The sequence below is a fragment of the Specibacter sp. RAF43 genome, assembly GCF_052114065.1.
Taxonomy (GTDB): Bacteria; Actinomycetota; Actinomycetes; order Actinomycetales; family Micrococcaceae; genus Specibacter.
Genome location: NZ_JBFREA010000004.1, coordinates 45,154 through 69,175, shown reverse-complemented (window position 1 = coordinate 69,175; position 24,022 = coordinate 45,154). Strand labels below are relative to the sequence as shown.

General features: G+C 68.4%; 24 protein-coding genes. 12 read left to right on the top strand and 12 right to left on the bottom strand.

Going from position 1 to position 24,022, the window contains the following annotated elements:
* Positions 1-12: 12 nt before the first annotated feature.
* From AB4Y80_RS03460 to AB4Y80_RS03445, 4 genes are all read left to right on the top strand, one after another.
* Positions 13-1,395, top strand: a complete 1,383-nt coding sequence (locus AB4Y80_RS03460; RefSeq protein WP_442211941.1) for a PspC domain-containing protein — start codon at positions 13-15, stop codon at positions 1,393-1,395.
* A gap of 49 nt (positions 1,396-1,444) precedes the next feature.
* On the top strand, positions 1,445-1,708 hold the full coding sequence (locus AB4Y80_RS03455) for a hypothetical protein (protein WP_442211940.1): 264 nt from the start codon (positions 1,445-1,447) through the stop codon (positions 1,706-1,708).
* Positions 1,709-1,842: 134 nt separating this feature from the next.
* Positions 1,843-2,868, top strand: coding sequence for a 6-phosphofructokinase (locus tag AB4Y80_RS03450; RefSeq protein ID WP_442211939.1), 1,026 nt, complete (start codon positions 1,843-1,845; stop codon positions 2,866-2,868).
* 31 nt (positions 2,869-2,899) lie between these two features.
* Positions 2,900-3,646 carry a GNAT family N-acetyltransferase gene (locus AB4Y80_RS03445; protein WP_442211938.1) on the top strand — a complete coding sequence of 249 codons (747 nt, stop codon included), beginning with the start codon at positions 2,900-2,902 and terminating at the stop codon, positions 3,644-3,646.
* Here AB4Y80_RS03445 and AB4Y80_RS03440 read toward each other — a convergent pair.
* The 4 genes from AB4Y80_RS03440 to AB4Y80_RS03425 all read right to left on the bottom strand — a co-directional run bounded on the left by AB4Y80_RS03440 (position 3,594) and on the right by AB4Y80_RS03425 (position 7,757).
* Positions 3,594-5,090 (bottom strand): DHA2 family efflux MFS transporter permease subunit, encoded by a 1,497-nt coding sequence (locus AB4Y80_RS03440; protein ID WP_442211937.1) that lies wholly within the window; start codon positions 5,088-5,090, stop codon positions 3,594-3,596. The genes AB4Y80_RS03445 and AB4Y80_RS03440 overlap by 53 nt on opposite strands.
* 29 nt (positions 5,091-5,119) lie before the next feature.
* Positions 5,120-6,217, bottom strand: coding sequence for a CAF17-like 4Fe-4S cluster assembly/insertion protein YgfZ (ygfZ, locus tag AB4Y80_RS03435; protein WP_442211935.1), 1,098 nt, complete (start codon positions 6,215-6,217; stop codon positions 5,120-5,122).
* 52 nt (positions 6,218-6,269) lie between these two features.
* Complete coding sequence (locus AB4Y80_RS03430) at positions 6,270-6,872, bottom strand: FABP family protein (protein WP_442211934.1); 603 nt, start codon at positions 6,870-6,872, stop codon at positions 6,270-6,272.
* Positions 6,873-7,022: 150 nt separating this feature from the next.
* Positions 7,023-7,757, bottom strand: coding sequence for a permease (locus AB4Y80_RS03425; RefSeq protein WP_442211932.1), 735 nt, complete (start codon positions 7,755-7,757; stop codon positions 7,023-7,025).
* A 101-nt stretch (positions 7,758-7,858) separates the two neighbouring features.
* On the opposite strand from AB4Y80_RS03425, the gene AB4Y80_RS03420 reads away from it, so the two are divergent.
* The 7 genes from AB4Y80_RS03420 to asd all read left to right on the top strand — a co-directional run bounded on the left by AB4Y80_RS03420 (position 7,859) and on the right by asd (position 15,833).
* On the top strand, positions 7,859-8,548 hold the full coding sequence (locus tag AB4Y80_RS03420; RefSeq protein ID WP_442211931.1) for a winged helix-turn-helix transcriptional regulator: 690 nt from the start codon (positions 7,859-7,861) through the stop codon (positions 8,546-8,548).
* 308 nt (positions 8,549-8,856) lie between these two features.
* Complete coding sequence (mshD, locus tag AB4Y80_RS03415; RefSeq protein ID WP_442211930.1) at positions 8,857-9,828, top strand: mycothiol synthase; 972 nt, start codon at positions 8,857-8,859, stop codon at positions 9,826-9,828.
* A gap of 93 nt (positions 9,829-9,921) precedes the next feature.
* The gene (locus AB4Y80_RS03410) at positions 9,922-12,165 is read left to right on the top strand and encodes an RNA degradosome polyphosphate kinase (RefSeq protein ID WP_442211929.1); all 2,244 of its coding nucleotides are present in this window, start codon (positions 9,922-9,924) and stop codon (positions 12,163-12,165) included.
* Entirely contained in the window at positions 12,165-13,133 is a 969-nt protein-coding gene (locus AB4Y80_RS03405) for an NUDIX hydrolase (RefSeq protein WP_442211928.1), read from the top strand. The genes AB4Y80_RS03410 and AB4Y80_RS03405 overlap by 1 nt, the downstream gene beginning before the upstream one ends.
* Before the next feature lie 97 nt (positions 13,134-13,230).
* The gene (locus tag AB4Y80_RS03400) at positions 13,231-14,049 is read left to right on the top strand and encodes a thymidylate synthase (protein WP_442211927.1); all 819 of its coding nucleotides are present in this window, start codon (positions 13,231-13,233) and stop codon (positions 14,047-14,049) included.
* A complete protein-coding gene (locus tag AB4Y80_RS03395) occupies positions 14,046-14,642 on the top strand; it encodes a dihydrofolate reductase (RefSeq protein ID WP_442211926.1) in 597 nt (198 codons plus the stop codon). Before AB4Y80_RS03400 ends, AB4Y80_RS03395 begins: the two co-directional genes overlap by 4 nt.
* A gap of 63 nt (positions 14,643-14,705) precedes the next feature.
* On the top strand, positions 14,706-15,833 hold the full coding sequence (gene asd, locus AB4Y80_RS03390) for an aspartate-semialdehyde dehydrogenase (RefSeq protein WP_442211925.1): 1,128 nt from the start codon (positions 14,706-14,708) through the stop codon (positions 15,831-15,833).
* 89 nt (positions 15,834-15,922) lie between these two features.
* Here the strand turns inward: asd and AB4Y80_RS03385 are convergent, their stop codons facing one another.
* From AB4Y80_RS03385 to AB4Y80_RS03360, 6 genes are all read right to left on the bottom strand, one after another.
* Entirely contained in the window at positions 15,923-17,074 is a 1,152-nt protein-coding gene (locus tag AB4Y80_RS03385) for a winged helix DNA-binding domain-containing protein (protein WP_442211924.1), read from the bottom strand.
* An 84-nt stretch (positions 17,075-17,158) separates the two neighbouring features.
* Entirely contained in the window at positions 17,159-18,277 is a 1,119-nt protein-coding gene (locus tag AB4Y80_RS03380; protein ID WP_442211923.1) for a fatty acid desaturase family protein, read from the bottom strand.
* Between the two features lie 162 nt (positions 18,278-18,439).
* Positions 18,440-19,498 (bottom strand): UDP-N-acetylmuramate dehydrogenase, encoded by a 1,059-nt coding sequence (locus AB4Y80_RS03375; protein WP_442212111.1) that lies wholly within the window; start codon positions 19,496-19,498, stop codon positions 18,440-18,442.
* A gap of 151 nt (positions 19,499-19,649) precedes the next feature.
* Positions 19,650-20,078: a MaoC family dehydratase gene (locus AB4Y80_RS03370; protein WP_442211922.1), complete on the bottom strand. Its 429-nt coding sequence runs from the start codon at positions 20,076-20,078 to the stop codon at positions 19,650-19,652.
* A complete protein-coding gene (locus AB4Y80_RS03365) occupies positions 20,075-20,524 on the bottom strand; it encodes an FAS1-like dehydratase domain-containing protein (RefSeq protein WP_442211921.1) in 450 nt (149 codons plus the stop codon). The genes AB4Y80_RS03370 and AB4Y80_RS03365 overlap by 4 nt, the downstream gene beginning before the upstream one ends.
* Positions 20,525-20,562: 38 nt before the next feature.
* A complete protein-coding gene (locus tag AB4Y80_RS03360) occupies positions 20,563-21,123 on the bottom strand; it encodes a TetR/AcrR family transcriptional regulator (protein ID WP_442211920.1) in 561 nt (186 codons plus the stop codon).
* Positions 21,124-21,201: 78 nt separating this feature from the next.
* Here AB4Y80_RS03360 and AB4Y80_RS03355 point away from each other — a divergent pair, with 78 nt between their 5' ends.
* On the top strand, positions 21,202-22,755 hold the full coding sequence (locus tag AB4Y80_RS03355; RefSeq protein ID WP_442211919.1) for an MFS transporter: 1,554 nt from the start codon (positions 21,202-21,204) through the stop codon (positions 22,753-22,755).
* A 41-nt stretch (positions 22,756-22,796) separates the two neighbouring features.
* Here the strand turns inward: AB4Y80_RS03355 and AB4Y80_RS03350 are convergent, their stop codons facing one another.
* Positions 22,797-23,036, bottom strand: coding sequence for a DUF3188 domain-containing protein (locus tag AB4Y80_RS03350; RefSeq protein ID WP_442211918.1), 240 nt, complete (start codon positions 23,034-23,036; stop codon positions 22,797-22,799).
* A 21-nt stretch (positions 23,037-23,057) separates the two neighbouring features.
* On the bottom strand, positions 23,058-24,020 hold the full coding sequence (locus AB4Y80_RS03345) for a DUF2797 domain-containing protein (RefSeq protein ID WP_442211916.1): 963 nt from the start codon (positions 24,018-24,020) through the stop codon (positions 23,058-23,060).
* Between the last annotated feature and the right edge of the window lie 2 nt (positions 24,021-24,022).

Genomic DNA, 24,022 nt, shown 5'->3' with positions numbered 1-24,022 from the left:
CAGGATTGAGGCATGAACAATACCCATGACATCCCGGACCCCGGCGCCGGCCAGGCCGATCAACCGCTTCCGCCTGTGCCACCTGGCCCGGTCCCCCCTGAATCTGCGCGATTCTTCCAGTGGATCCGTTCCCTGGGCGTGCGGCGCGGACAAAACCGCTGGATTGGCGGCGTGTGCAGCGGGCTGGCCAATAAATGGGGCATCGACCCGGTAATCGTGCGCGGTCTGGCCGTGGTGCTGGCCATCTTCTTTGGCGTCGGGCTGCTGGCCTACGGCGTGGCCTGGGCGCTTTTGCCCGAACCCGACGGCCGTATCCACGTTGAGCAGGTCGGCCGCGGCCATTGGTCCACCGGCATGACCGGCGCGGCCGTATTCACGTTCCTGGGCCTCATCGGACCCGGGCAGGGGGTGGTCTTTGGCGACCACAACGGCTGGTTCCCGTGGCCGCTGCTCTGGGTGGCCGGCGTCGTCGGCGTCATCATCTGGGCCGTCAACCGGGACAAGAGCGGTCAGGACAGGAACAGGGCGCAGCATTTCGCCGCGGCATACCCGCAGCACCAACCGTACCCGCCGACCGGCCAGCCCGCCGGCGCAGCGCCCGCCGCCCGGCCGGGCGACGCCAGCGCCACGTGGACCCAGCGCAACCTCGGCCCCACCGGACCCCTCGGGCCGAACGGACCGCTCGGGCCGAACGGGCCGCTGGGCCCCCAAGGACCCCTGGGCCCCAATGGGCCGCTGGCCGGCAGGCCCAAGGCACGGCTGGGCGCGGCCGCGAGCCTGCTCGCCCTGGGCCTGGCCGTCCTGGTGGGCGCCTCCGTCCTGATCCTGGACAGCATCGGCGTGCTGGACCTGGGCGGCTACCAGGTGGCGACGGCCGCCGCCGCGGCGGGCATCACGGCCGGGGCGGCCATCATCGTCRCCGGCATTCTCGGCCGGTCAGCCGGCGGCGTGGGCACCTTCGCCGTCATCGCCCTGGTGATCGCCGGCCTGCTGAGCATGGTGCCCCACCATGGACAATGGAGCCTGCTCCAAAACCAGACCTGGGCGCCCTCCAGCATCAGCGCCGCGGAGAGCGGGCGCTCCATCGTGTTGGGCAGCGCCACCCTTGATTTGACCATGCTCGACGACGCCGCCCTGGCGCAGGACGTCAACGTCCCGATCGACGTCGCCGCCTCCAGGGTGGTCATCAAGGTCCCGGCCGGCATTCCGGTCACGATCGAAAGCAACCTGGCCGCCGCCGTCCTGCGGGTCAACGGCCAAGAGGTGACCGAGGACAATGTCGGTGGCGGCAAGTCGACAACACAGGTCAATCCCGGCGCCACCGGCCACGGGATCATCATTTCCCTGGGCGGCGCGGCGGCCAACGTCACGGTGACTCCCGCGGCCGGCCAGTGAGCCCCGCCCGTTCCATCCCCCACCCACCACTGACACGTTGGAGCAAATCATGAGCAATCCCACGCAGCCGCTGCCCACCCCCGGCGGCGAGCCCACCCCGCCGCCCGCCGCCTATGCCGAGGCGGGCGGCCACCCGGTGCGGGTGGGCGGCATCGTCTGGGGCGCCGTCGCGGTGACGGTCGGCATTCTGATCATCCTCACCCGCCAGCTCGGGCTCAACCTCGACGCCGGCCAGAGCGCCATGTGGCTGTTGTTTGGCGCCGGGCTGGCCATGGTGGCCGGCGGAGCGGTGACCATCGCCCGCAAGAAATAGGGCCGCCCGGCTGCCGTGTCCGGCGCCCGGGCGGAGCTTGCCCCGGTTGGCCGACCGTCTAGAATGGCGGGAGCGAGGAGCTCAATGGTGCGCTCAAACCCCATTGACCCCCTCCCCTCGAAGGACCATGACAGATGAAGATCGGTATTCTCACCAGCGGCGGCGACTGCCCCGGATTGAACGCGGTGATCCGCGGCGCGGTATTAAAGGGCATCAAGGTCTACGGCCACGAGTTTGCCGGCTTCCGAGACGGCTGGCGCGGCGTGGTGCAGGGCGACATCATGGATTTGCCCCGCCACATGGTCCGCGGCATCTCCAAGCAGGGCGGCACCATTTTGGGCACCTCCCGCACCAACCCGTTCGACGGCGACGGCGGCCCCGACGTCATCAGGGCCCACATGGCCCGCCTGGGCATCGATGCGATGATCGCCATCGGCGGCGAGGGCACGCTGGCCGCGGCCCGGCGCCTCACCGAGGCCGGACTGAACATTGTGGGCGTGCCCAAGACCGTGGACAACGATCTGGACGCCACCGACTACACCTTCGGCTTCGACACGGCCGTGCAAATCGCCACCGAGGCGATCGACCGCCTCCGCACCACCGGCGAGTCCCACCACCGGTGCATGATCGCCGAGGTCATGGGCCGGCACGTGGGCTGGATTGCCCTGCACGCCGGCATGGCCACCGGCGCGCACGCCATCTTGGTGCCGGAGCAAAAGACCAGCATGGACCAGATCGTCGAGTGGGTCCGGGAGGCACACGACCGCGGCCGCGCGCCCCTGGTGGTGGTGGCCGAGGGCTTTGTGCCCGACCACAAGGATTCGGCCCACTCCGAACGGGGCCTGGACTCGTTCGGGCGGCCCCGGCTCGGCGGCATTTCCGAGCAGCTGGCCCCCGAGATCGAGGCGCGCACCGGCATTGAAACCCGGGCCACCATCCTGGGCCACATCCAGCGCGGCGGCGTCCCGTCCAGCTTTGACCGGGTCCTGGCCACCCGCCTGGGCATGGCCGCCGTCGATTCGGTGGTGGAGGAGCGCTGGGGCACCATGGTGGCCCTGAAGGGCACCGAGATTGTGCATGTCCCGTTTGAGGCGGCGCTGGGCAACCTCAAGACCGTGCCCCAGCATCGCTACGACGAGGCCGCCATCTTGTTCGGCTGACCCGCACCCGTGCGGGGCGTAGCGTTGACTCATGACTTTTGAGCCGAGTTCGGCCCCCATTGTCCGGCTGGCGTGGGAGCGCGGCCTGGGCCTGCCTACAAACTCCCTCGTGATGGGCGCCGGGCGCAAGCGCATTGTCCACGCCGTCGACACCGACGCGCTGACCTTCATCCGGCTGTGGGAGCAAACGATCCTCACCGGGCCGGACCATGTGCTGGCGGCCGTGGCCGCCTACGACGACGCCGAGCTGGGCGACCATGCCACCATGTTGCGTCTCACCCGCGACTTTGGCGGACGGGGGCGGGGCACCCAGGCCGTGTATTTTGCCGACGACCTGCCCCTGCACCAGGCCGGCGACGCCCCCATGGTCTCGCGGGGCAATCCGGAGGCGGTCCTGCTGGAGTCCCTGTGCCCGCCCGATGACGTCAACGACGCCGCCCTGGCATCCCGGCCGCACAGGTTCACGCTCATGGACGTCCGGGAGCCGGCGGGCCCGGATGGGCGCCTCGGGGACGACGGGCCCGTGGCCTGCGGCGCCTACGCCGAGTACCAGGGACTGCTGGCCCATCTGGGCGCCCTGGTCGCCCCGGGGTTCCGGCGGCGCGGGCTGGGACTGCTGGCCACCAGCATCGCCGGCCACGAGGCCCTGGCGGCCGGCCTGATCCTTCAGTGGCGGGCGGATGTCAACAACGCCTCCGCCCGCGCGCTGGCGAGTCGTGCGGGCTTTAGTGTCGCCGGTCTGCAGACGACGGTTGATCTGCGTACTCGGCGTAAATAGCCTCGACGGGGCGCGGCTTGGCGAACAGGATGGCGACGGCCGCGCCGAGGACCACGCCGGCGGCCGGCAGGATGATGGACTGCCCCATGGCAGTGGAGAAGCCGGCCTGCAGGAAGGCCGGCAGTTGCCCGGAGACGCCGTTGGCCCCCTGGGATGCCCCGGCGGGCATCTCGGCCGCCAGCCGGGCGGAAATCAGCGCGGCAATGGCGGCGCTGCCCAGCACGGCGCCGATCTGGCGGGTGGTGTTGTAAATCCCCGCCCCGGCACCGGCCTCCCGGGGGCCCAGGTTGCGGGTCGCCGTCGTCGACAAGGGCGCCCAGATGCCGGAACTGGCAATGCCCAGCAGCCCGCTGGGCAGCAGGAACAGCCAGATGGGGGTGTCCGGGCTCATCAGCGACGCCGTCCACAGCAGCGAGACGGCCATGAGGATGAACCCGGTGAAGGCCACAAAGCGCGGGTTGACGATGTCCACCAGCTTGCCCACAAACGGGGCCAGCACGCCGGAGAACAGGGCCATGGGGATCATCATGAGGGCCGACTGGGTCGGTGACATGCCGCGGACCAGCTGGTAGTAAAAGAACAGCGGCAGGCTCATGGCGGTGATGCTAAAGCCCATGGTGGTGATGGCCAGGTTGGCCAGGGAGAAGTTGCGGACCTTGAACAGGTGCAGCGGCACCAGCGCCTCGCCCCTGGTGACGGCCTGCCAGCCTACGAAGAGGCCCAGGATCACGATGCCGGCGACAATCATGCCCCACACGGAGATTGGCCCGGCGATGGTCCCCCACTTGTACTTTTCACCTTCCTGGATGCCGAAGACCAGCAGGAACAGGCCCACCGAGCTCAGGGCCACGCCCAGGAGGTCGAACTTGTGGTTGTGCGTTTTTAGCACGGGAACCAGGCGCGACGCCATGACGAACGCCACCACGCCCACCGGCACGTTGACGAAGAAGATCCATTCCCAGCCCAGGCCGTCCACCAGGACGCCGCCGAGGATCGGGCCCACGAGCATGGCCACACCGGCCGTGGCGCCCCAAAACCCCATGGCGGGGCCGCGCTTGTCGGGGGCAAAGATGCGGGTGATCACGGCCATGGTTTGCGGGGTCATCATCGCTGCCCCGAACCCCTGGACGGCGCGGGCCAGGATGAGCATGCCGATGCTGCCGGAGAACCCGCACCACAGCGACGCCAGCGTGAAGACGCTCAACCCGATCAGGTACAGCTTCTTGGGGCCGTATTTATCGCCCATGCGCCCGGTGACCAGCAGCGGAACGGCGTAGGCGAGCAGGTAGGCGCTGGTGACCCAGATGACGGAATTGATGTCCGTGCGCAACCCCTCCATGATCTTCGGGTTGGCCACCGAGACGATGGTGGAGTCGACCAGGATCATGAAGAAGCCCAACACGAGCGCCCATAACGCCGGCCACGGTTTTGCCACGGTTTCCATGGGTTCTTCCTTCTGGGTTTGGGTTGGTTTTAGCGCGGCGCCCGGAGGAAGCCGGTCTTGCGCCCGACCACCTGGCCGGCGTCGGTGGCCACGATCAGTTCCTGGGCGGCAACATACTTTTCGCCGGCGTCGTCCACGTCCAGGGGCAGGTCCGGGTCCACGTTGCGCTTGATGAGGGCCAAGGCGATCGGGCCCATTTCGTAGTGCTGGGCCACGGACGTCACCACACCCACCTTGCGGTCCCCGGCCAGCACGTCGCTGCCGGGGGCGGGGATGGTGTGCTGGGAGCCGTCCAGCTGCAAGAAGACGAGCCGCCGCGGCGGGTGCCCCAGGTTGTGCACGCGGGCCACGGTCTCCTGGCCTTTGTAGCAGCCCTTGGCCAGGTGCACCGCGGTGCGCAGCAGGTCGAGTTCGTGCGGGATGGTTTTGTCGTCGGTTTCGGCGCCGCGGCGGGGCCGCCAGGCGGCGATGCGCAGCGCCTCGGCCGCCCACACGCCCGCCAGCGGGCGCACCCCCACGGCGGCTTCGAGGTCCGCCATCGGCACCAGGTACTCGTGCCAGGGCCGTTCCAGCCCGGGGTGGCGGTCCTCGGGGACGGCCGCGTAGCTGTAGCCGCCGGCGCCGATGTGCGGCCAGGGGTCGGACCACCGAAGGTGCGACGTCCACTCGGGGACCTCCGCCACCGAGCCCAGGACGGCCCACTCGGAGGAAGCATCGGCGATTTCCACGCGCAACATGAACCGCATGGAGTTCAGCCAGGCCGCCAGCGGCGCCGCTTCCTCCGTCTCGACGATCAGCCAGGTCACCTCGCCGTCATCCACCACGTGTGCGTCATATTCAATCCGGCCCTGGATGCTCAGCAGCAGCAGCTCCGTGCCGACATTGGGTTCCAGGGCCGTGAGGCTTTGCGATGACAAGGTGTTCAGCCAGCTCAGCCGGTCCGGTCCAGTCACCGTGACCACGCCGCGGTGGGACAGGTCCACGACGGCGGTCCCCGGCTTGCCGTTGTAGCCGGCCAGCAGCCGTTGCTCCCGGTTGGGATCCCCATAGTGTGCGGCCACGCCGGCATCGAGGCCGCCGGCCTGCACGGCACCATGACGATTAAGCAAAGGACTCAAATAGCTCATAACGGTGACAACGCCTTCCCAAGGTGGCCTATTCCGACCGGCCCGAAGCGGGTTACGGCTGGACTTTATGCAGGGCTGCGGAGGCGTGGGCCTCCAGCGAGCGGCCCTGGGCCGCCACGTCCCAGCGCCAGTAGAGGTCGCCGTTGACCAGTCCGAAGATGCGGGTGGCAGCCGTGTAGTCCTTGGCGCCGGCCCCGCGCATGACGGCGTCCGTGGACAACTGGATCTGCGGGCCCTTGATGCTGCCGTAGTACAGTTCGGCGATCCCGCCCGGGTGCATGATGGTGGCCATGATGTCAAAGCCGCCGTCGGCGTTGCGCAACGCCTCGACGTCGTCGGCCGTGCGCAGCGCCGGCACAATGTCCGCGGGGATCAGGCCGGGGCCGCCGTCGGCGTCGTTCTGGACCCGGTCCAGCTGCCAAAAACCCGTCTCCACCGACAACGGCCGCAGCCTGGTGCCGTGTTCGTCGGTGAGCCAGGATTCGGCCGTATATTGCAGGTAGGGCAGGCCGTTGGCGGTGAACGTGGCCGTCTGGGTGAAGTACTCGGCGTCCGCCTCCCCGGTACCCAGGCGCCCGCTCCCGGTCCAGGTGCCCAGCAGCCAGGACAGCGGAACCAGCTCGGGAATCAGGCCCGTGGGGATTTCAAACGCCATGGCAGGTTACTGCTGGCCCTTGAACAGGCGCCACACCACCAGAGCTGCAAACCAGGCCATGGTGAGACCGGCGATGGCCAGCAGGCAGATAAAGAAGATTTCCAAGGCAAGTACGCTCATGCGCCCATCCTATCGTGAACTTGGCGGGTCCTAGGCGAGGAGCAGTTTGGAGACGAAATATACCAACGCACCCACTGACACGACCGGTGCCAGGGCGGCGGAAACCGCGCCGAGGGCGTTGCGCGGTTCCCCGCCTAGGGTGCGCAGGCGGCGCAGGCCCGCAATGACGGCGGCAAGGAGCGCGCCGATCACGGCCGCGGCCACGACTTCGGCATCAGTGAACACCAGGGCGGCCAGCGGCCCGGCCAGCGCCGCCAAAACGATCGCCAGCGGGGCGACCACCCGGTCGGGCCACGGCAGCATCCCCACCAGGAGCGCCACGGCCGCGCTGCTCGCCGCCACCAGGGTCAGCCCGGGCGCCTCCAGCAGCCGGAGCGAGGCAACCCAGCCGCAGCCGAAGGCGGCCATGAGCACGCCCGCCCCGGCACCCAGGGTGGACTCGAGCCGGTGCGCCTGCCCCGTGCCGCGGACCAGCTGGACCACCAGGACCGCGCCAAATCCCACGGCAATATAGATGGGCGTCCACGTCAGGAAGCCGGAATTCGTGGTCACCCCGGCGGTGAGGGCCGACGCCGCACCCGTCAACGCAATCACGGTGCCCAGCGTTTTTCGGGCGGGAAGGCCCAAATACTGCGGCCAGCCCAGCCCAAAAACGACGGCCAGGGCCATCGCCACACCCACCACCGCGCCGAGTCCGGCGTAGTGGCCGGCGACTAGGGCCGCGAGCGCGAGGATTCCGACCAGTCCCGTAATTGATGACTTCACAGCTCAATCCTGCCTTACTCCGGCGGTACACTGTGGAACAACCCACTGGCCGGCCGGTGGATTGTCGCTCAAAGATGCGCACCCGCACCTTGGAGGAAGCCATGTCGCAGATACTCATGCTGACCAACAACCACGGCAGTTCCGTGGACGTTTTGCCTGCGCTGGAACTTCTCAGCCACGTCGTGCACATACTGCCGGCCGTGCCGACCGCCCTGCTTGACGCCAAGCCGTCCGAACTCATCCTGGTGGACGCCCGCAAGGACCTCGCCGGCTCCCGGTCGCTGACGCAGTTGCTGCGGGCCACCGGCATCAGCGTGCCGCTGCTGCTGATCCTCACCGAAGGCGGCATGGCGGCCGTGACGGCATCCTGGGCCGCCGACGACGTCATCCTTGACACTGCCGGACCCGCCGAGGTCGAGGCCCGGATCCGCCTGGCCGTCACCCGCGCCGGGGGGAGTGAGAACCACGAGATCCAGGCGGCCGGCGTCGTCATTGACGAGGACAGCTACACCGCCCGCGTCCACGGCCGGGCCCTGAACCTCACCTACAAGGAATTCGAGCTGCTGAAATATCTGGCCCAGCATCCGGGGCGCGTTTTCACCCGGGCCCAGCTGCTCAACGAGGTCTGGGGCTATGACTACTACGGCGGCACCCGCACCGTGGACGTCCACATCCGCCGCCTGCGCGCCAAACTCGGCTCCGACTACGAGAACTTGATTGGCACCGTCCGCAATGTGGGCTACCGGCTCGCCGTTTCCCGGCGCTCTGACGACGAACTCGCCGACGCCTGATCCCCCGCCGTTCCCGCCCGTTCCCGCCAGACATGGCAGGCAGGAAAAAAGGTCCGCCCCGGGACGGGGACGGACCTTTTTCTCGTGGAGGACATACGGGTCGAACGTATCGAGGACACCCCACTGGTGCATCCCCCTCGCGAGGGCCCGGTGCCTCCGGCAAGAATCCGGTTGCGGGCCAGGCTGCCCTCAAACCTTAGAACAGCTTCTTGCGCGCATGCAAACCGGCGTCCGTCCCGGCCGGGCTTATTCCGGTTTTGTTCCGGCGAGGCTCGCGCTCCCCGACATGGGGCCACTAGGCTGAGGACATGAGCCCCGCAATGACTGAGAGCTGGCCCGTAACGGTAATCGCCGGCGCCCCGGAACCGGACACCCTGCGCGACATCCTCACCGTGGTCGAGGCGGCGGAGGACGTCGACGGCAATCCGCCGTTCTCCGAGCAGACGGTGGTCGAGTTGAAGTCCCACGACGCCGGCCCGCACACCGTCCTGACCCTGGTCACCTACGCGCCGGAGGAGAACTCCGCAACGGAGGGGCAGGACCTGGCGGGGGTCGCCGTCGTCGTGCTCAACGGCAACGAGGGCGTGCTGGAGCTCGTGGTGCACCCCAACTACCGCAACGAGGGCGTTGGCTCCATGCTGGTGGACAAGCTGGTGGAGGTGCGCGGGCTCCGCGGCATCCGGGCGTGGTCGCACGGCGACCATGAGGCCGCCGCCGACCTCGCGGCCAGCTACGGCTACCGGGCCATCCGCGAACTGTGGCGGATGCGCCTGGTCCGCCAGCCGGCGTCGACCCCGCCGGCCAGCACCCTGGCCGTGCCCGACGGCGTGAGCTTGCGGACATTTGTGCCGCACCAGGACGAGGCCGCGTGGCTGGCGGCCAACGCCTCCGCCTTCGCGCACCACCCGGAGCAGGGCGCCATGACCCTGGCCGACCTTCAGGCCCGCATGGCCGAGCCCTGGTTCGACCCGGCCGGATTCTTCCTGGCCGTCAACGACTCCGGGGAGATCCTGGGGTTCCACTGGACCAAGGTCCACCCCGCCCGCACCGGCCAGGCGGCGATGGGCGAGGTGTACGTGGTGGGCGTCACCCCCGCCGCGCAAGGCCTGGGACTGGGCAAGACCCTCACGGTCCAGGGGATTGAGCACCTCCAGCGCGCCGGGCTGCACGCGATCATGCTGTACGTGGACGCCGACAACGACCGGGCGGTTTCGCTGTACCGGACGCTGGGGTTCACAAAATGGGACTCCGACGTCATGTACGGGCCGATGTCCACCTAGGGGTGTGCCGAAGCGGTCCGGCCCGAGTCCCCCCGCTCCCCGGCCCGCCTTGTAGTGTTGGGGGAAAGCAGCGTCAACCATGAGGATCTGTCGATGAAACGCGAATATACGGGCCCCGTGCAGACCGCGGCGTCATTTGGGCGGGAACGGTTTGGCTCCGGCGAGGTGCCGGCGGCCCGCGCCACCCAGGACCGAATCGATATCCCGGAATTTGTTCCGAACCTGATTCCGGAGGGGGAGATCAGCCCGGACCGCTTCCTGGACCGGGAGCTGAGCTGGCTGGCGTTCAACGCCCGCGTCCTGGAACTGGCCGAGGACCCCGACCTGTACCTGCTGGAGCGGGTGAACTTCCTGAGCATCTTCGCCTCCAACCTGGACGAATTCTTCATGGTGCGCGTGGCCGGGCTGAAGCGGCGGATCGCCACCGGCCTGGCCGTGCCCTCCCCCGCCGGGCTGAGCCCGATCGAGGTGCTGGAGCAGATCAGCGCCGCCGCCCATGAACTGCAGGCCCGGCACGCGCACGTTTTTGCCGGCCAGATCCGTCCCGCACTCGCCTACGAACACATCCACCTGGTGCATTGGGATGAACTGGACAACGCCGCCAAGGACCAGCTGAGCACCATGTTCGCGGAGAAGATGTTCCCGATCCTGACGCCGCTGGCCGTGGACCCCGCCCATCCGTTCCCGTACATCTCCGGGCTGTCCTTGAACCTGGCCGTGGTGGTGCGCAACCCAGTCAGCGACAAGGAGCTGTTCGCCCGCCTGAAGGTGCCGGACCTGCTTCCGCGCCTGGTCTCGGTGGACGGGCCGCGCGCCGGCACGGTGCCCGGGCGGGTGGCCCGGTTCATCACGCTCGAAGAGGTCATCGCCCAGCACCTGGACCAGCTGTTCCCGGGCATGGAGGTCCTGGAGCACCACACCTTCCGCGTCACCCGCAACGAGGACCTGGAGGTCGAGGAGGACGACGCCGAGAACCTGCTGCAGGCGCTGGAGAAGGAACTGCTCCGGCGCCGGTTTGGCCCGCCCGTCCGCCTTGAGGTGACCACGGACATCAACCCCAACATCCTGGCGCTGCTGGTCCGCGAACTCGACGTGGAGCCCACCGAGGTGTACGCGCTGCCGGCCCCGCTGGACCTGCGCGGCCTCTCCGTGATCGGCAACATCGACCGCAGCGACCTGCGCTACCCCAAGCATGTGGCCCACACGTCCCGGGACCTCAATGAATCCGAGACCTCCAAGGCGGCCAACGTGTTTGCCGCCATGCGCCGCCGCGACATCCTCCTGCACCACCCGTACGACTCCTTTTCCACCTCCGTCCAGGCCTTCTTGGAGCAGGCGGCCTCCGACCCCAAGGTCCGCGCCATCAAGCAGACCCTGTACCGGACCTCCGGGGACTCCCCGATCGTCGATGCCCTGGTGGATGCCGCCGAGGCCGGCAAGCAGGTCCTGGCCCTGGTGGAGATCAAGGCCCGCTTTGACGAGCAGGCGAACATCTCCTGGGCCCGGAAGCTGGAGCAGGCCGGCGTCCACGTCGTCTACGGGATCGTGGGCCTGAAAACGCACTGCAAGCTCTCACTGGTGGTGCGCCAGGAACAGGACGGGCTGCGGCGCTACTGCCACATCGGCACCGGCAACTACCACCCCCGCACGGCCCGCTACTACGAGGACCTGGGGCTGCTGACTGCCGACAACCAGGTGGGTGAGGACCTCTCCAAGCTGTTCAACCAGTTGTCCGGCTACGCCCCAAAGTCCACCTTCGATCGACTCCTGGTGGCGCCGCGCTCGGTCCGCTCGGGACTGATCGAGCGCATCGACACGGAGATCGCGAACAAGCGGGCCGGGCTGCCCGCGCAGGTGCGTTTCAAGGTCAATTCGATGGTGGATGAATCCATCATCGACTCCCTGTACCGGGCATCCCAGGCCGGCGTCGACGTCGGGGTGATCGTCCGGGGCATCTGCTCGCTGCGCCCCGGCGTTCCCGGGCTCAGTGAGAACATCACCGTCCGGTCCCACTTGGGCCGCTTCCTGGAGCATTCGCGCGTCTTCACCTTCGCCAACGGCGGGGACTCGGTGGTGTACATCGGCTCCGCGGACATGATGCACCGCAACCTGGACCGCCGCGTGGAGGCGCTGGTCCAGCTGCGCAACAAGGAGGACATCGCGGACGTCAACAGCCTTCTGGACCGGTACTTGGATGCCGGGACGGCCAGCTGGCACCTGGACAGCGATGGTGCGTGGAGGCGCCACCACCGGGATGAAAACGGCGACCCGCTCACCGACATCCAGTCCTGGCTGATGGCCGGCAGGTCGCGGCAGCGGACAGCCCTTCGCCGGTAATGCGCAGCGCTGAACATTTGCCGCAAGCGGCCGACGCCGGCGGCACCGGCCCGTCCGTGCTCGCGGCGGGCGCCCTGTGCTGGCGGGTGAAGAAGAAAAAACTTGAGGTGCTGCTGATCCACCGCCAGCGCTACGACGACTGGTCCTGGCCCAAGGGCAAGCTCGACAACGGCGAAACGCTGCCCGAATGCGCCGTCCGGGAGGTCCATGAGGAAGTGGGCCTGGCCATCACCCTGGGCATCCCGCTGCCGACCATCCGCTACGCCGTCAAGCCGGGGATCAAGGAGGTCCGGTACTGGGCCGCGGCCGTTGACGACATGCCCCYGATTCCCGACGGCAAGGAGGTCGACACCGCCCTGTGGTGCAGTCCCAACAAGGCGCGCGGTCTGCTCTCCAACCCCTCCGACCAGGAGCCCCTGGAGGCCCTCGTGTCCGCCTTCGCCTCCGACGCCCTGGCGACCTGGCCGCTGCTGGTCATCCGCCATGCCAAGGCCAAGCCCCGTTCGGCCTGGACCCGGGCCGAGGGTGAACGCCCGCTGGCCGCGACCGGGAAGCGTCAGGCGCTGTATGTGCAGCGCCTGCTGATGTCCTGGCATCCGGGGAAGATCCTCACCAGCGGGTGGATGCGCTGCATCGCCACGATCTCCCCGTATGCCCAGGCCACCAAGGCCAAGGTCAAGGTGGTCACCTGGCTGACCGAGGCCGACCACAAGCGCAAGCCGGCCAAGGTCGCCGCGGTGGTGGAGGGGCTACTGGCCAAATCCAGCCCCGTGGCCTTGTGCACGCACCGCCCCGTCCTGCCCACCGTCCTGGGTGCGCTGGCCCTGCACATGGACCCGGAGCTGTCCGCCAGGCTGCCCATTTCCGATCCCCACCTGGCGCCCGGGGAGGTGCTGGTTGCCCACGTCTCGGTCGCCGAGCCGGGCTGGATCCTCGCCGTGGAGCAGTTCAGGCCCTACGAGGACTGACTCCCCGCTCGAGTGCGTAGATAAGGCGGTTCCCGCGCCCGGGAACCGCCTTATCTACGCACTCGACCTGCGGTAGCTGACCAGTAGACTGGTGCGCGTGACTATTGTGACCCCCTATGAGGACCTGCTGCGCGACGTGCTGGCCAACGGCACCGCAAAGTCGGACCGCACCGGCACCGGCACGCGCAGCGTTTTTGGCCGCCAGCTCCGCTTCGACCTCTCGGAGAGTTTCCCCCTGATCACCACCAAGCGGGTGCACTTCAAGTCGGTCGCCATGGAGCTGCTCTGGTTCCTGCGCGGGGACTCCAATGTGCGCTGGCTCCAGGACAACGGCGTGACGATCTGGAATGAGTGGGCGGACGACGCCGGCGAGCTGGGTCCGGTCTACGGCGTCCAGTGGCGCTCGTGGCCCACCCCGGACGGCGGGCACATCGACCAGATCGCCCGGGTCATGGAGTCGCTGCGCACCAACCCGGACTCGCGCCGGCACATTGTCTCCGCCTGGAACGTGGGCGAGCTGGCGAACATGGCCCTGCCGCCGTGCCACGCGTTCTTCCAGTTCTACGTGGCGCCGGCGGAAAACGGTCGCGGCAAGCTCAGCTGCCAGCTGTACCAGCGCTCCGCCGACACGTTTCTGGGCGTCCCGTTCAACATCGCCTCCTACGCGCTGCTGACCATGATGGTGGCGCACCAGCTGGACCTGGACCCGGGCGAGTTCATCTGGACCGGCGGCGACGTGCACATCTACGACGACCATCTCGACCAGGTCGCCGAACAACTCTCGCGGGAGCCCTACCCGTACCCGCAGCTGCGCTTCGCCCGCACGCCGGAGTCCATCTTTGACTACGCCTACGAGGACTTCGACTTGGTCAACTACCGCCACCACCCCACCATCAAGGCCCCGATCGCCGTATGAGCGCCGACTCCCCCACCCCCGAGCTGCCGACCCTGTACCGGTTCACCGCCCCGATCATTGGCATGATCTGGGCCCAGACCAACCAGGGCGTGATCGGCCGCGACGGCGGCATGCCGTGGCGGCTGCCCGAGGACCTGGCCCATTTCCGGCGCGTCACCTTGGGCCACCCGGTGGTCATGGGCCGCAAGACCTGGGCGTCGTTCCCGGAGAAGTTCCGCCCGCTGCCCGGGCGGACCAACATTGTGGTGACCCGCCAGGCGGGGTGGGCGGGGACGCCCGAGGCCAGCGGCGCCGTCGTGCTGGACTCCGTGGCCGAGGCCCTGGTGGAGGCCCAGCTATCCCCCGGCGGCAACGAGGTCTGGGTGATTGGCGGCGGGCAGATCTTTGACCAGGTATTGGCGGAAACCAACGTCGCGGTCGTCACCGTCATCAACACGGACGTGCCGGGGGACACGCAGGCGCCGGTGCTGGGACCGGAGTGGACCTTCCGCGGGGCGACGCCGCGGGAGGGCTGGCACACGTCGGCGAACGGCACCGAATACCGGTTCACGCTGTGGGCCCGGGGCGACTCCGAGTTCGCGGCCCCGGAGTAGCTGCGCCGTTCATCTCGTGAAACGAACTTCGCCAGATGTGCCGGCCCCACTAAACTGGGGGTCATGACCCTCAACAGTGTTCCCTCCGTAGGCCTGGTTGGCTGGCGCGGCATGGTCGGTTCCGTCCTGATGCAGCGCATGCAGGCCGAAGGCGACTTCGCAACCATCAACCCCGTCTTCTTCTCCACCTCCAACGCGGGCGGCGCGGCCCCCGAATTTGGCGGCACCGGAACACTGGAGGACGCCTTTGACCTGGACACGCTGGCCAAGCTGCCCATTATCGTCACCGCCCAGGGCGGGGACTACACCAAGCGCGTGCATACCGAACTCCGCGGCCGCGGCTGGGACGGGCTGTGGCTGGACGCCGCCTCCACGCTGCGCATGGACGAGGACTCCATCATCGTCCTGGACCCCATCAACCGCGACGTCATCGACAAGGGCCTGGCCAACGGCACCAAGGACTTCATCGGCGGGAACTGCACCGTCTCCTGCATGCTCATGGGCCTGGGCGGCCTGTTCAAGAACAAGCTGGTCGAATGGGGCACCTCCATGACGTACCAGGCCGCCTCCGGCGGCGGCGCCCGGCACATGCGCGAGCTGCTGAACCAGTTCGGCACGCTCAACGGGGAGGTCTCCAGCGAACTGGACGACCCGGCGTCGGCCATCTTGGAAATTGACCGCAAGGTCCTGGCCCACCAGCGCGAGGGCATCGACTCCAGCCAGTTCGGCGTGCCGCTGGCCGGCTCCCTGATCCCGTGGATTGACGCGGACCTGGGCAACGGGCAGTCCCGGGAGGAGTGGAAGGCCGGCGTGGAGACGAACAAGATCCTGGGCACCACCGCCGAGGACCGCATCATCATGGACGGCTTGTGCGTGCGCATCGGCGCCATGCGCTCCCACTCCCAGGCGCTCACGCTCAAGCTCCGCGAAGATTTGTCCGTCGCCGAAATCGAGCGGCTGCTGGCCGCCGACAACGAGTGGGCCAAGGTGGTGCCGAACACCAAGGAGGCCTCCATGGCGGACCTCACCCCGGTGGCCGCCTCCGGCACGCTGGATGTTCCGGTGGGCCGCATCCGCAAGATGGAGATGGGTCCGGAATACATCAGCGCCTTCACGGTCGGGGACCAGCTGCTCTGGGGTGCCGCCGAGCCGCTGCGCCGCATGCTGAACATCGCGGTCGGCACACGCTAGCACCATTCCCTTTCCCGTTTTCCCCAACTGACCCGCAATAGATGTCGAAATTTCCCCGATTTTCGGCAAAATTCGACATCTACTGCGGGTCAGTCGGTGTTTAAGAAGCGGGCGTAGGTCGCCGCGGATTTTTCCAGCGCCCGGTGCCGTGCGGGGCTGAGCCCGCCAAAGAGTTCGGGCAGGACGACGCCGGCGACTTCCCGCCGCTTTTCGGCCGCCCCTTTCGCCTTGCGCCAGGTCCCGGCCACCTGGCCGCCGGCCACGACCGTCGCCTTGAACATGCCGTTGCCCCCGGGCACGGTCAGTGCCGCGTGGTCCGGCGCCAGGGCGGCGCCGCGGTCGGAGTAGCCGAGCAGGAATTCGTCGAAGCCGGGCAGCAAAATCACCGAGCGGGCCCCCGGCGCCGGGCCGCTCCCCAGCAACGCCGCGGTTTCCGGGGCCAGCCAATGGGTGACACCGTTGCAGTCAAGGGACGCCAGCTGGCCCCTTGCCTGGGCCAGCCCCGCGGTGACGTCCTTGAGCGTCAGCTTCGTCCACCACTGGAAGTCCCTGACGGTGGCCGGGCCGTGGCTGCGGAAGTAGCGCAACGCCAGCTCGGCCAGGGCCGCGTCCCGCGCCAGGACCCGCGGACGTGAAATCCACGCATCCATGAGGACAAATTGCTGTTGCGTTCCGTTCCCGGCCCCGCCTTCAAGGGGTCCTTGCACCAGCGTGCCCGTCAGGCACAGCAGCCACAGCAGGTGGATGCCGCGCTGAGCGTCTGTTCGCTGGCCGGCGGCGCGGAAGGCGGCCAGCAGCTCCTCGCGGGTGGCCCGGCCGGACACCTGCCCGCCCGCCGGTTCCAGCAGCGCCAGGGCGACGTCGCGCACCCGCTCAAGGTCCGGCGTCGTGATGCCCAGCTGGCGATGGCGGCCCGCCATGCCGGTGACCATCCGCCCGCCCGTGAGGCCGAGTATCCAGCCCAGGTCTTCGGCGGCCGTGACATGCAGGGTGCCCCGCATGGGCCAGGACCGGACGATCTCCCCGCGATTGAAGCAGGCCATGACGTCGTCGCGCGTGGCGCCGGGGGCACGCAGGCCGATCGACCACAAGGCCCCGGAAAAGTCCTGACCCTGCAGGGCCGTCAGCCAACGCACAACGTCCGCCGGCCCCGGCGCGGGACTGGCGGACGTTGGCGGTAAAATCCATTGGCTGGCCAGCCGGAGGCGGGCAACCGTGGTGGGTGAGACTGTGGCGCTCATGCCCCCAATATAGCCCCGGCCGCTCCCCCGCCCGGGCCGGGCCGGCGACGTTCGGCCGCACCCGGACCCCGACGGTTTCGCCGGTCAGCGGGCGGAGCGCAGCTGTGCGGTGATGGGGCACTCGAAGGGGTCGCGCTGGCCCAGGCCCACGCGGTTCAAGTAGCGCATGACGATCATGTATGACTGACCCAGCGTGGTCTCCGTGTAGGTGATGTTGCGCTCAGCGCAGTAGGCCCGGACCATCGGCTGGACGGCCTTCAAGTTCTTGGAGGCCATGGTGGGGAACAGGTGGTGCTCGATCTGGTAGTTCAGCCCGCCCATGCCGGCGTCGACCCACCAGCCGCCGGAGATGTTGCGGCTCATCAGGGTCTGGCGGCGCATGAAGTCAATCTTGACGTCCTTGGGCACCAGCGGCATCCCCTTGTGGTTCGGGGCGAACGAGCCGCCCATGTAGACGCCCAGGGCCATGATCTGCACGGCGATGAATGCCAGGCCGATTCCCCAGCCCAGGAACCAGATGGTGAAGGCCGGCAGGATGACGAGGCGAACCACCAGCATGGCGATCTCGGCCTTGCGGTGGGGCACAATCTGCTTGCGATCGAGCACCCGGCCGATGGCGGAGAAGTGCAGGTCCAGTGCGGCCAGCGTCAGCAGCGGGAAGAAGAAGGCGCCCTGGCGGCGGGCAAACCACTTGGCAAAGCCGGTGCGCTTGGCGGCGTTTTCGGGATCGAAGACGAGGGCTCCGGGATCGATGTCGCCGTCGACGCCGATCTTGTTCGGGTTCAGGTGGTGCTTGCCGTGCTTGTTCATCCACCAGCCGTAGCTCAGGCCGACGAACAGGTTCCCGGCAATGCGGGCCAACCAGGCGTTCTTCTTGGCCGAGGCAAAGACCTGGCGGTGGGCGGCGTCGTGGGAGAGAAACGCGGTGTGCGTGCACAGGAAGGCGAGCAGCACGGCGGTGACCAGCTGCCACCAGGACTGTCCCAGCGTCAGAAATAGCGCCAGAATGGCCAGGTACCCCAGGCCCTGGCGGATGAAGCGGCCCACGTACCAGTTGATGTTGCGTTCCATGAGCCCGGCGGCCCGGACCTGCTCGCACAACTGGATGAAGTCGGTGACATGGCGGTCCCGGGCAGGTTTCTTCCGGACCGGGGCGGGCGCCTCCGCAAATAGGTCGGTGGTGTCAAGTGTGGCCGAGGACATCGCGCTCCTTTGAGGCATCGCGGCACCTGCAATCGCCGCGTTAATGGAAGTATCTGAATCTTGCATTAACGCTACGGAGCCCAGCACCCCTGCACATCACACCCGGGAGCCGTCTTGACCCCCTACCGGAGTACGGGGTGCGCCCTAAAGCGGCAGGGCGCGTTAGAGCTTGCACCCCACCAGGACGGGTTCGGGGTGCAAGGTGATGCCGAATTTGCGTTCGACGCCGTCGCGCACCGTGCGCGCCACGGCCAGCACGTCCGACGCCGTTGCGCGGCCCCGATTGGTAATGGCCAGCGTGTGCTTGGTGGACAGGGCGGCCCGGCCGGAGGCCACCGCGCCGTCCTCCAGCCCAAAGCCCTTGGCAAAGCCGGCCCGCTCAATGAGCCAGGCGGCGCTGAGCTTGACCCGGTCCCCGTCGGCGGCCGGGTAGCGGGGGGCGTCCGAGGGGAGGGCGGCCGCCTCGGCGGCGCCGACAATCGGGTTGGTGAAGAAGGAGCCGGTGGAAAAGGTGTCACGATCGGCCGGATCCAGCACCATGCCCTTGGCCGCGCGCAGGGCCAGCACGGCGCGCCGGACGTCCAGGGCGCCGGCCCGCCTGCCCACCTCAACGGTCAGCCGGCGGGCCAGCTCGGCATACTTCACCGGCGCGCTCATCCGGCCCAGCAACAGCTGGAACTCCACGGTCAGGACCACGTAGCGGGGCGAGCCGTCCACCGTGGTGGCCTTGATGATGGAGTCCCGGTAGCCAAACTTCAGTTCGGAGTTGGTGAAGGTGCGCACGGCGTTCTTGTCCCGGTCCCAGACCCGGACGGCGGCGATCGTTTGGGAGACGTCGGCGCCGTAGGCCCCCACGTTTTGCACGGGCGTGGCCCCGGTCAGCCCGGGGATCCCGGACAGCGCCTCCAGCCCGCTCCAGGCGTGCAGGACGGACTGGTGGACAAAGTCGTCCCAGTCATGGCCGGCGGCAACCACCACGGACGCACCGCCGCAGGAGTCCTCCGAGGTCGCCTTGAACCCCTGGCTGGCAATCTTGAGGACCGTGCCGGGAAAGCCGTCGTCGGAGACGAGCAGATTGGAACCGCCGCCCACAATCAAAAGGGGCTCACCGGCGTCGTCCGCGGCCCGGACGGCGGCGATGATCTCCGCCTCGGTGGCCGCCTCGACATAACGGCGGGCGGGACCGCCCACGCCCAGGGTGGTCAGGGAACTTAGCAGCATCTTTTCACTCACGCTTCAAGCCTAGCGGCAACATTTTTGGCCCCCGCGGACGGGGTTGGCCTGCGCCCCACCCGGGCCAGCAGGAAGGCCGGCACCAGCCCGAAACCGGTGTCCGCGGTGATTACCCGGTTGCGCCAGGCCCTGACATCACTCACGCCACGCGGACGGTGGCTTGGGCCTTGACGAGCACTTTCTGTCCATCGAGGGTGACCGTCAGGTCGACCCGGGCCGTGGCGGCGTCGGCGTCAAGTGCGCCGATGATACCGGTCACCTCGACGACGGCGCCCGGCCCGCCGTCGAGGTCTGCCACCGGCACGGGCTTGGTGAACCGCGTTCCATAGGAAATCACGGCCGCCGGATCGCCCGCCCAGTCGGTGACCAGCTGCACGGCCGCGCCCATGGTGAACATGCCGTGGGCGATGACGCCGGGCAGCTCCACCTCCCGGGCAAAGCGTTCGTTCCAGTGAATTGGGTTGAAGTCGCCCGAGGCCCCGGCGTACCTCACCAGGTCCGCCCGCGAAATTTCCAGGGTGCGTGCGCCGATTTCCTGCCCGACGGCGAGATCTGCAATGTTCCTCACTGCCCCTCCCCGCGGACGAGGATGGCGGAGACGGTGGTGGCCACGGCGTCGCCGGCCACACTGGAAATCTCGGCGCGGGTGGTGATCATGGCCCCGCCGCCCATGGCGCGGACGGTGTCGACGTGGAGTTCGGCCACCAGTTCATCGCCGGCCACGATGGGGCGGTGGTGGGTGAATTTTTGTTCCGCATGCACCACGCGGGAAAAGTCGATGCCGGACTCGGGATCGTTGATCAGGCGGGCGTCGGCGCGCTGGGCGACGATGATGGCGTAGGTTGGCGGGGCCACGAGGTCKGCGTGCCCGAGCGCCCGGGCGGCTGCGACGTCAAAATGGGCGGCATGGCCGGCCTTGACGGCCCGGGCAAACTCACGAATGGATTCACGGCCCACGCTGTATGCGTCTCCGGCGGGATAGCTGCGCCCCTGCAGCTGCGGGTTGATGGTCATGGCCCCAAGCCTATCGTTGTGCCGGCGGGCCCCGCACGCTAGGGCCGGGCGCCGGCGCGCATCTGCTCGACCACCCGCAACAGCGCCTGGACGTCGACGGCGTCGCTCCCACTGGTCTTCTCGGACGTGGGCAGCCCGAACAGGGCCGCGTTGTAGTACAAGCCGTCGCCCAGGAGCATGATGGCCCGGGCGACGGCGGGATCCCCCACGTCGCCGAGGATCAATTGGTACCAGCGTGCGTGAATTTCGGAGAATGCGGCCCTGACGGTGTCGTCCTCGCCCTGGGCCAGGCGCATGGCCGCCACGACGGCCCGATCAAAGGTGGTGCCGCCAAAGACGCTGGTGCGCACGTAGTAGCTGGCGCAGCCGGCCGGATCCCTGGCCATGAGGTCAAAGTCCTGCGCGGCCAGGGCGCGCAGTTTTTCCAACAGCCCCGCGGTCAGGGCTTCCTTGCTCTTGAAGTGGTAAAGCAACCCACCCTTGGAGACGCCGGCGCCGGCGGCCACGGCGTCCAGGGTCGCCGCGCGGGGCCCGTCATTGATCAGCAATTCCTCATAGGCTTGCAGCACCCGGTCCCGGGCCGACGGTTGGTTGGTCATCAGTCCAGCCTACAAGAGTGATGAACTGCACCGTCCGGACGGTTTACTGTACCGTCTAGACGGTTTAGAATTGTTGTCATGGCTTTGACACTTGACGCAGCGGCACCGGGCACACTCCACGAATCCCCGCGAGCCCGGGCCCGAGCCTGGGTGGCGCTGGCCGTGTTGATGCTGCCGGTGCTGCTGGTCTCCGTGGACAACACCGTGCTGAGCTTCGCCATTCCCTCCATCTCGCTGGCCCTCGTCCCGTCGGCACCGGAGCTGCTGTGGATCATCGACGTCTATCCGCTGGTCCTGGCGGCCCTGCTGGTTCCCATGGGCAGCCTGGCCGACCGCTTAGGCCGGCGCCGCCTGCTGCTGTTGGGCAGCACGGGCTTTGCCGTCGTGTCCGTGCTGGCGGCCTTCTCCCCCGACGCCGGAACGCTCATCGGCTGCCGCGCCCTGCTGGGCGTGTTCGGCGCCATGCTCATGCCCTCCACCTTGTCGCTCATTCGGAACATTTTTGTCCGCCAGGACCAGCGCCGAACCGCCATCGCCGTGTGGGCGGCCTGCTTTTCCGGCGGCGCCACGCTGGGTCCGATCGTGGGCGGGTTCTTGCTGGAGCACTTCTGGTGGGGCTCGGTCTTTCTGCTGTCCGTCCCGGTCCTGGTTCCGTTGCTGATCCTGGCGCCCATCTTTGTGCCGGCCTCCAAGGACCCGGCGCCGGGCCGGATCGACCCGGTGAGCATCGCCCTGTCCCTCGGCGCCATGGTCCCCACCATTTTTGGCATCAAGGAGGTCGCCCAGACGGGGCTCACGGCCTGGAACGCGGCGCTGATCGCGGCGGGCCTGGTCCTGGGCGTCGCTTTTGTGCGGCGCCAGCTCGGGCAAGGGAACCCGATGCTTGATGTCCGCCTGTTTTCCAACCCCGTCTTCAGCGGCGGCGTGCTGGCAAACCTGCTGAGCATCTTTTCCCTGGTCGGTTTCCTGTACTTCGTCACGCAGCACCTGCAACTGGTGGTGGGCCTGTCCCCCACGCAGGCCGCCTTTGTGCTGGTCCCGGGGCTGGTCATCTCCATTGCCACGGGGTTTGCGGCGGCATCACTGGCCCGGTACGTACGGCCGTCGCTCTTGGTGGCGGGCGGCCTGCTGCTCAATGCCGCCGGCTTCCTGTCCGTCTGGCTCAATGGCAGCGGGTCCGTGGCCGGCATAGTGATCGCGTTCGCCATCTTGGGGGCCGGCGTCGGCGTGGCCGAAACCATCTCGAACGACCTCATTCTCAGCGCGGCCCCGCCCGCCAAGGCCGGTGCGGCGTCGGCCATTTCGGAGACCGCCTACGAGGTCGGCTCGGTGTTGGGCACCGCCGTCCTGGGCAGCATCCTGGCCGCCGCCTACCGCCTCAATGTTGCCGTCCCAGCCCATCTCGCGGCCGCGGACCGGCAAGCGGCGGGCCAGACCCTGGGCGGTGCCATCGATGTTGCCGCCGGGCTGCCCGCGGAGCAGGCCGCCGCGCTGCTTGAGTCGGCCCGGCATGCCTTTGATTCCGGTTCCGGGCTGGTGTCCATGGTGGGCGTGGCGCTCATGCTCGGCGCCGCGGTCATGTGCCTGCGCACGCTGCGGACGGCCCCGAAGGGCGAGCCGGCAGCCCACTGACGCCTCGTGGCAATGGCCGTGACGATTTTGCGGGGGTCGGATCAGCCGCGCTTTTCGGCTTTCTTGAGCGCTTTGCGAACGGCGCGCCCGCGCAGGAACAGTGATGCCATGTGCGCCACGAGTCCGACGCCGATGAAGGGCAATCCGACAAACGTCAGTGCCGGCGTGCTCGAGAGGGCGCCGATGACAACGATGATGATGCCCAGCGCGGTCAGGCCCATGCCGCCAAAGACCGCATATTTGTAGGCGGCCGGCGCAGTTTCCCAAAAGTCGTTAAGCACCATTCAAGTCTAGATGAGTTCTTAGAACAGGGATTCCTGCAGGGCCGGGACGTCGGTTGCGTAGTCGCCACAGTGGATCTTGCGGCCCTTCAGCGCCGACAGGTCCGCCAAAAACACCGGGTCCGCGTCGTCAAGGGTGACCAGTGCGTGGCTGCCGGCCATCGATTCCAGCCGCATTCCGTGCCCTCCGGCATCCAGCGGTCGGGGATAGGCGATTCGCGGAGTCGGTCCGGTGATCGTGCCGGAGCAGGGGCTGGGCTCCCACGACTCGCGGACCACGTCAAAGCCGTCCAGGGCAACCCCGTCGAGCATCGCACGGACTTGCCCGGCGGCCTCACCATTGGCGGTCTCCAGCAGCGCCGGTGGCCGCGGTGAAAGCAAGGCATGAAACTTTGCGCTCCCGCGGACAAACTGCGTGAACCCCAAGTCGCTGCTCACCAGGTCCTCCAGGACCCGCACCACGGAACCGTCGCGCGCACGCGCCACATACTGCGCCGCCACGGCCCCCTGATCGGCCAAACGGCTCCACTTGCTCCGCTGCGACGCCGTGCCGACCTTGACGGCGCCGTCGGCAAAGGTGGCGATGTAGAGCCAGTGCGGCTGCGCCAAATAGGCCCTCAGGCCGGCAGGAGCGATGCCGCTGCGGTGGAAATCGTGCATGAACCGGAAGTCGTCGCGGGCAAAGCATGAGCCGCACTGGTAGCCGCGCGCTGCGGGCTGGTGTGTGGGGCACGCAAAATGCCGCGTATCCGTCGGCCCCTGCACCACCGTGTAGCCCAGGCAGTACCGGGCGGGCACGCCCACCCCGGACCGCACCCGGAACCGCAGCCACTGCCCGGGACGAAGCGGCAGATACGTGTCGCCGTCGTCCGTGGTCAGCGACAGGGCGGGCCCGGCCGGCGTCCACGAGACCCCGCGGACCAGGGCCTGGGCAGAGCCGGCCCCCGGGCCCGTGGGCTCGAGGGGCTCGAGGGGCTCAGACATCG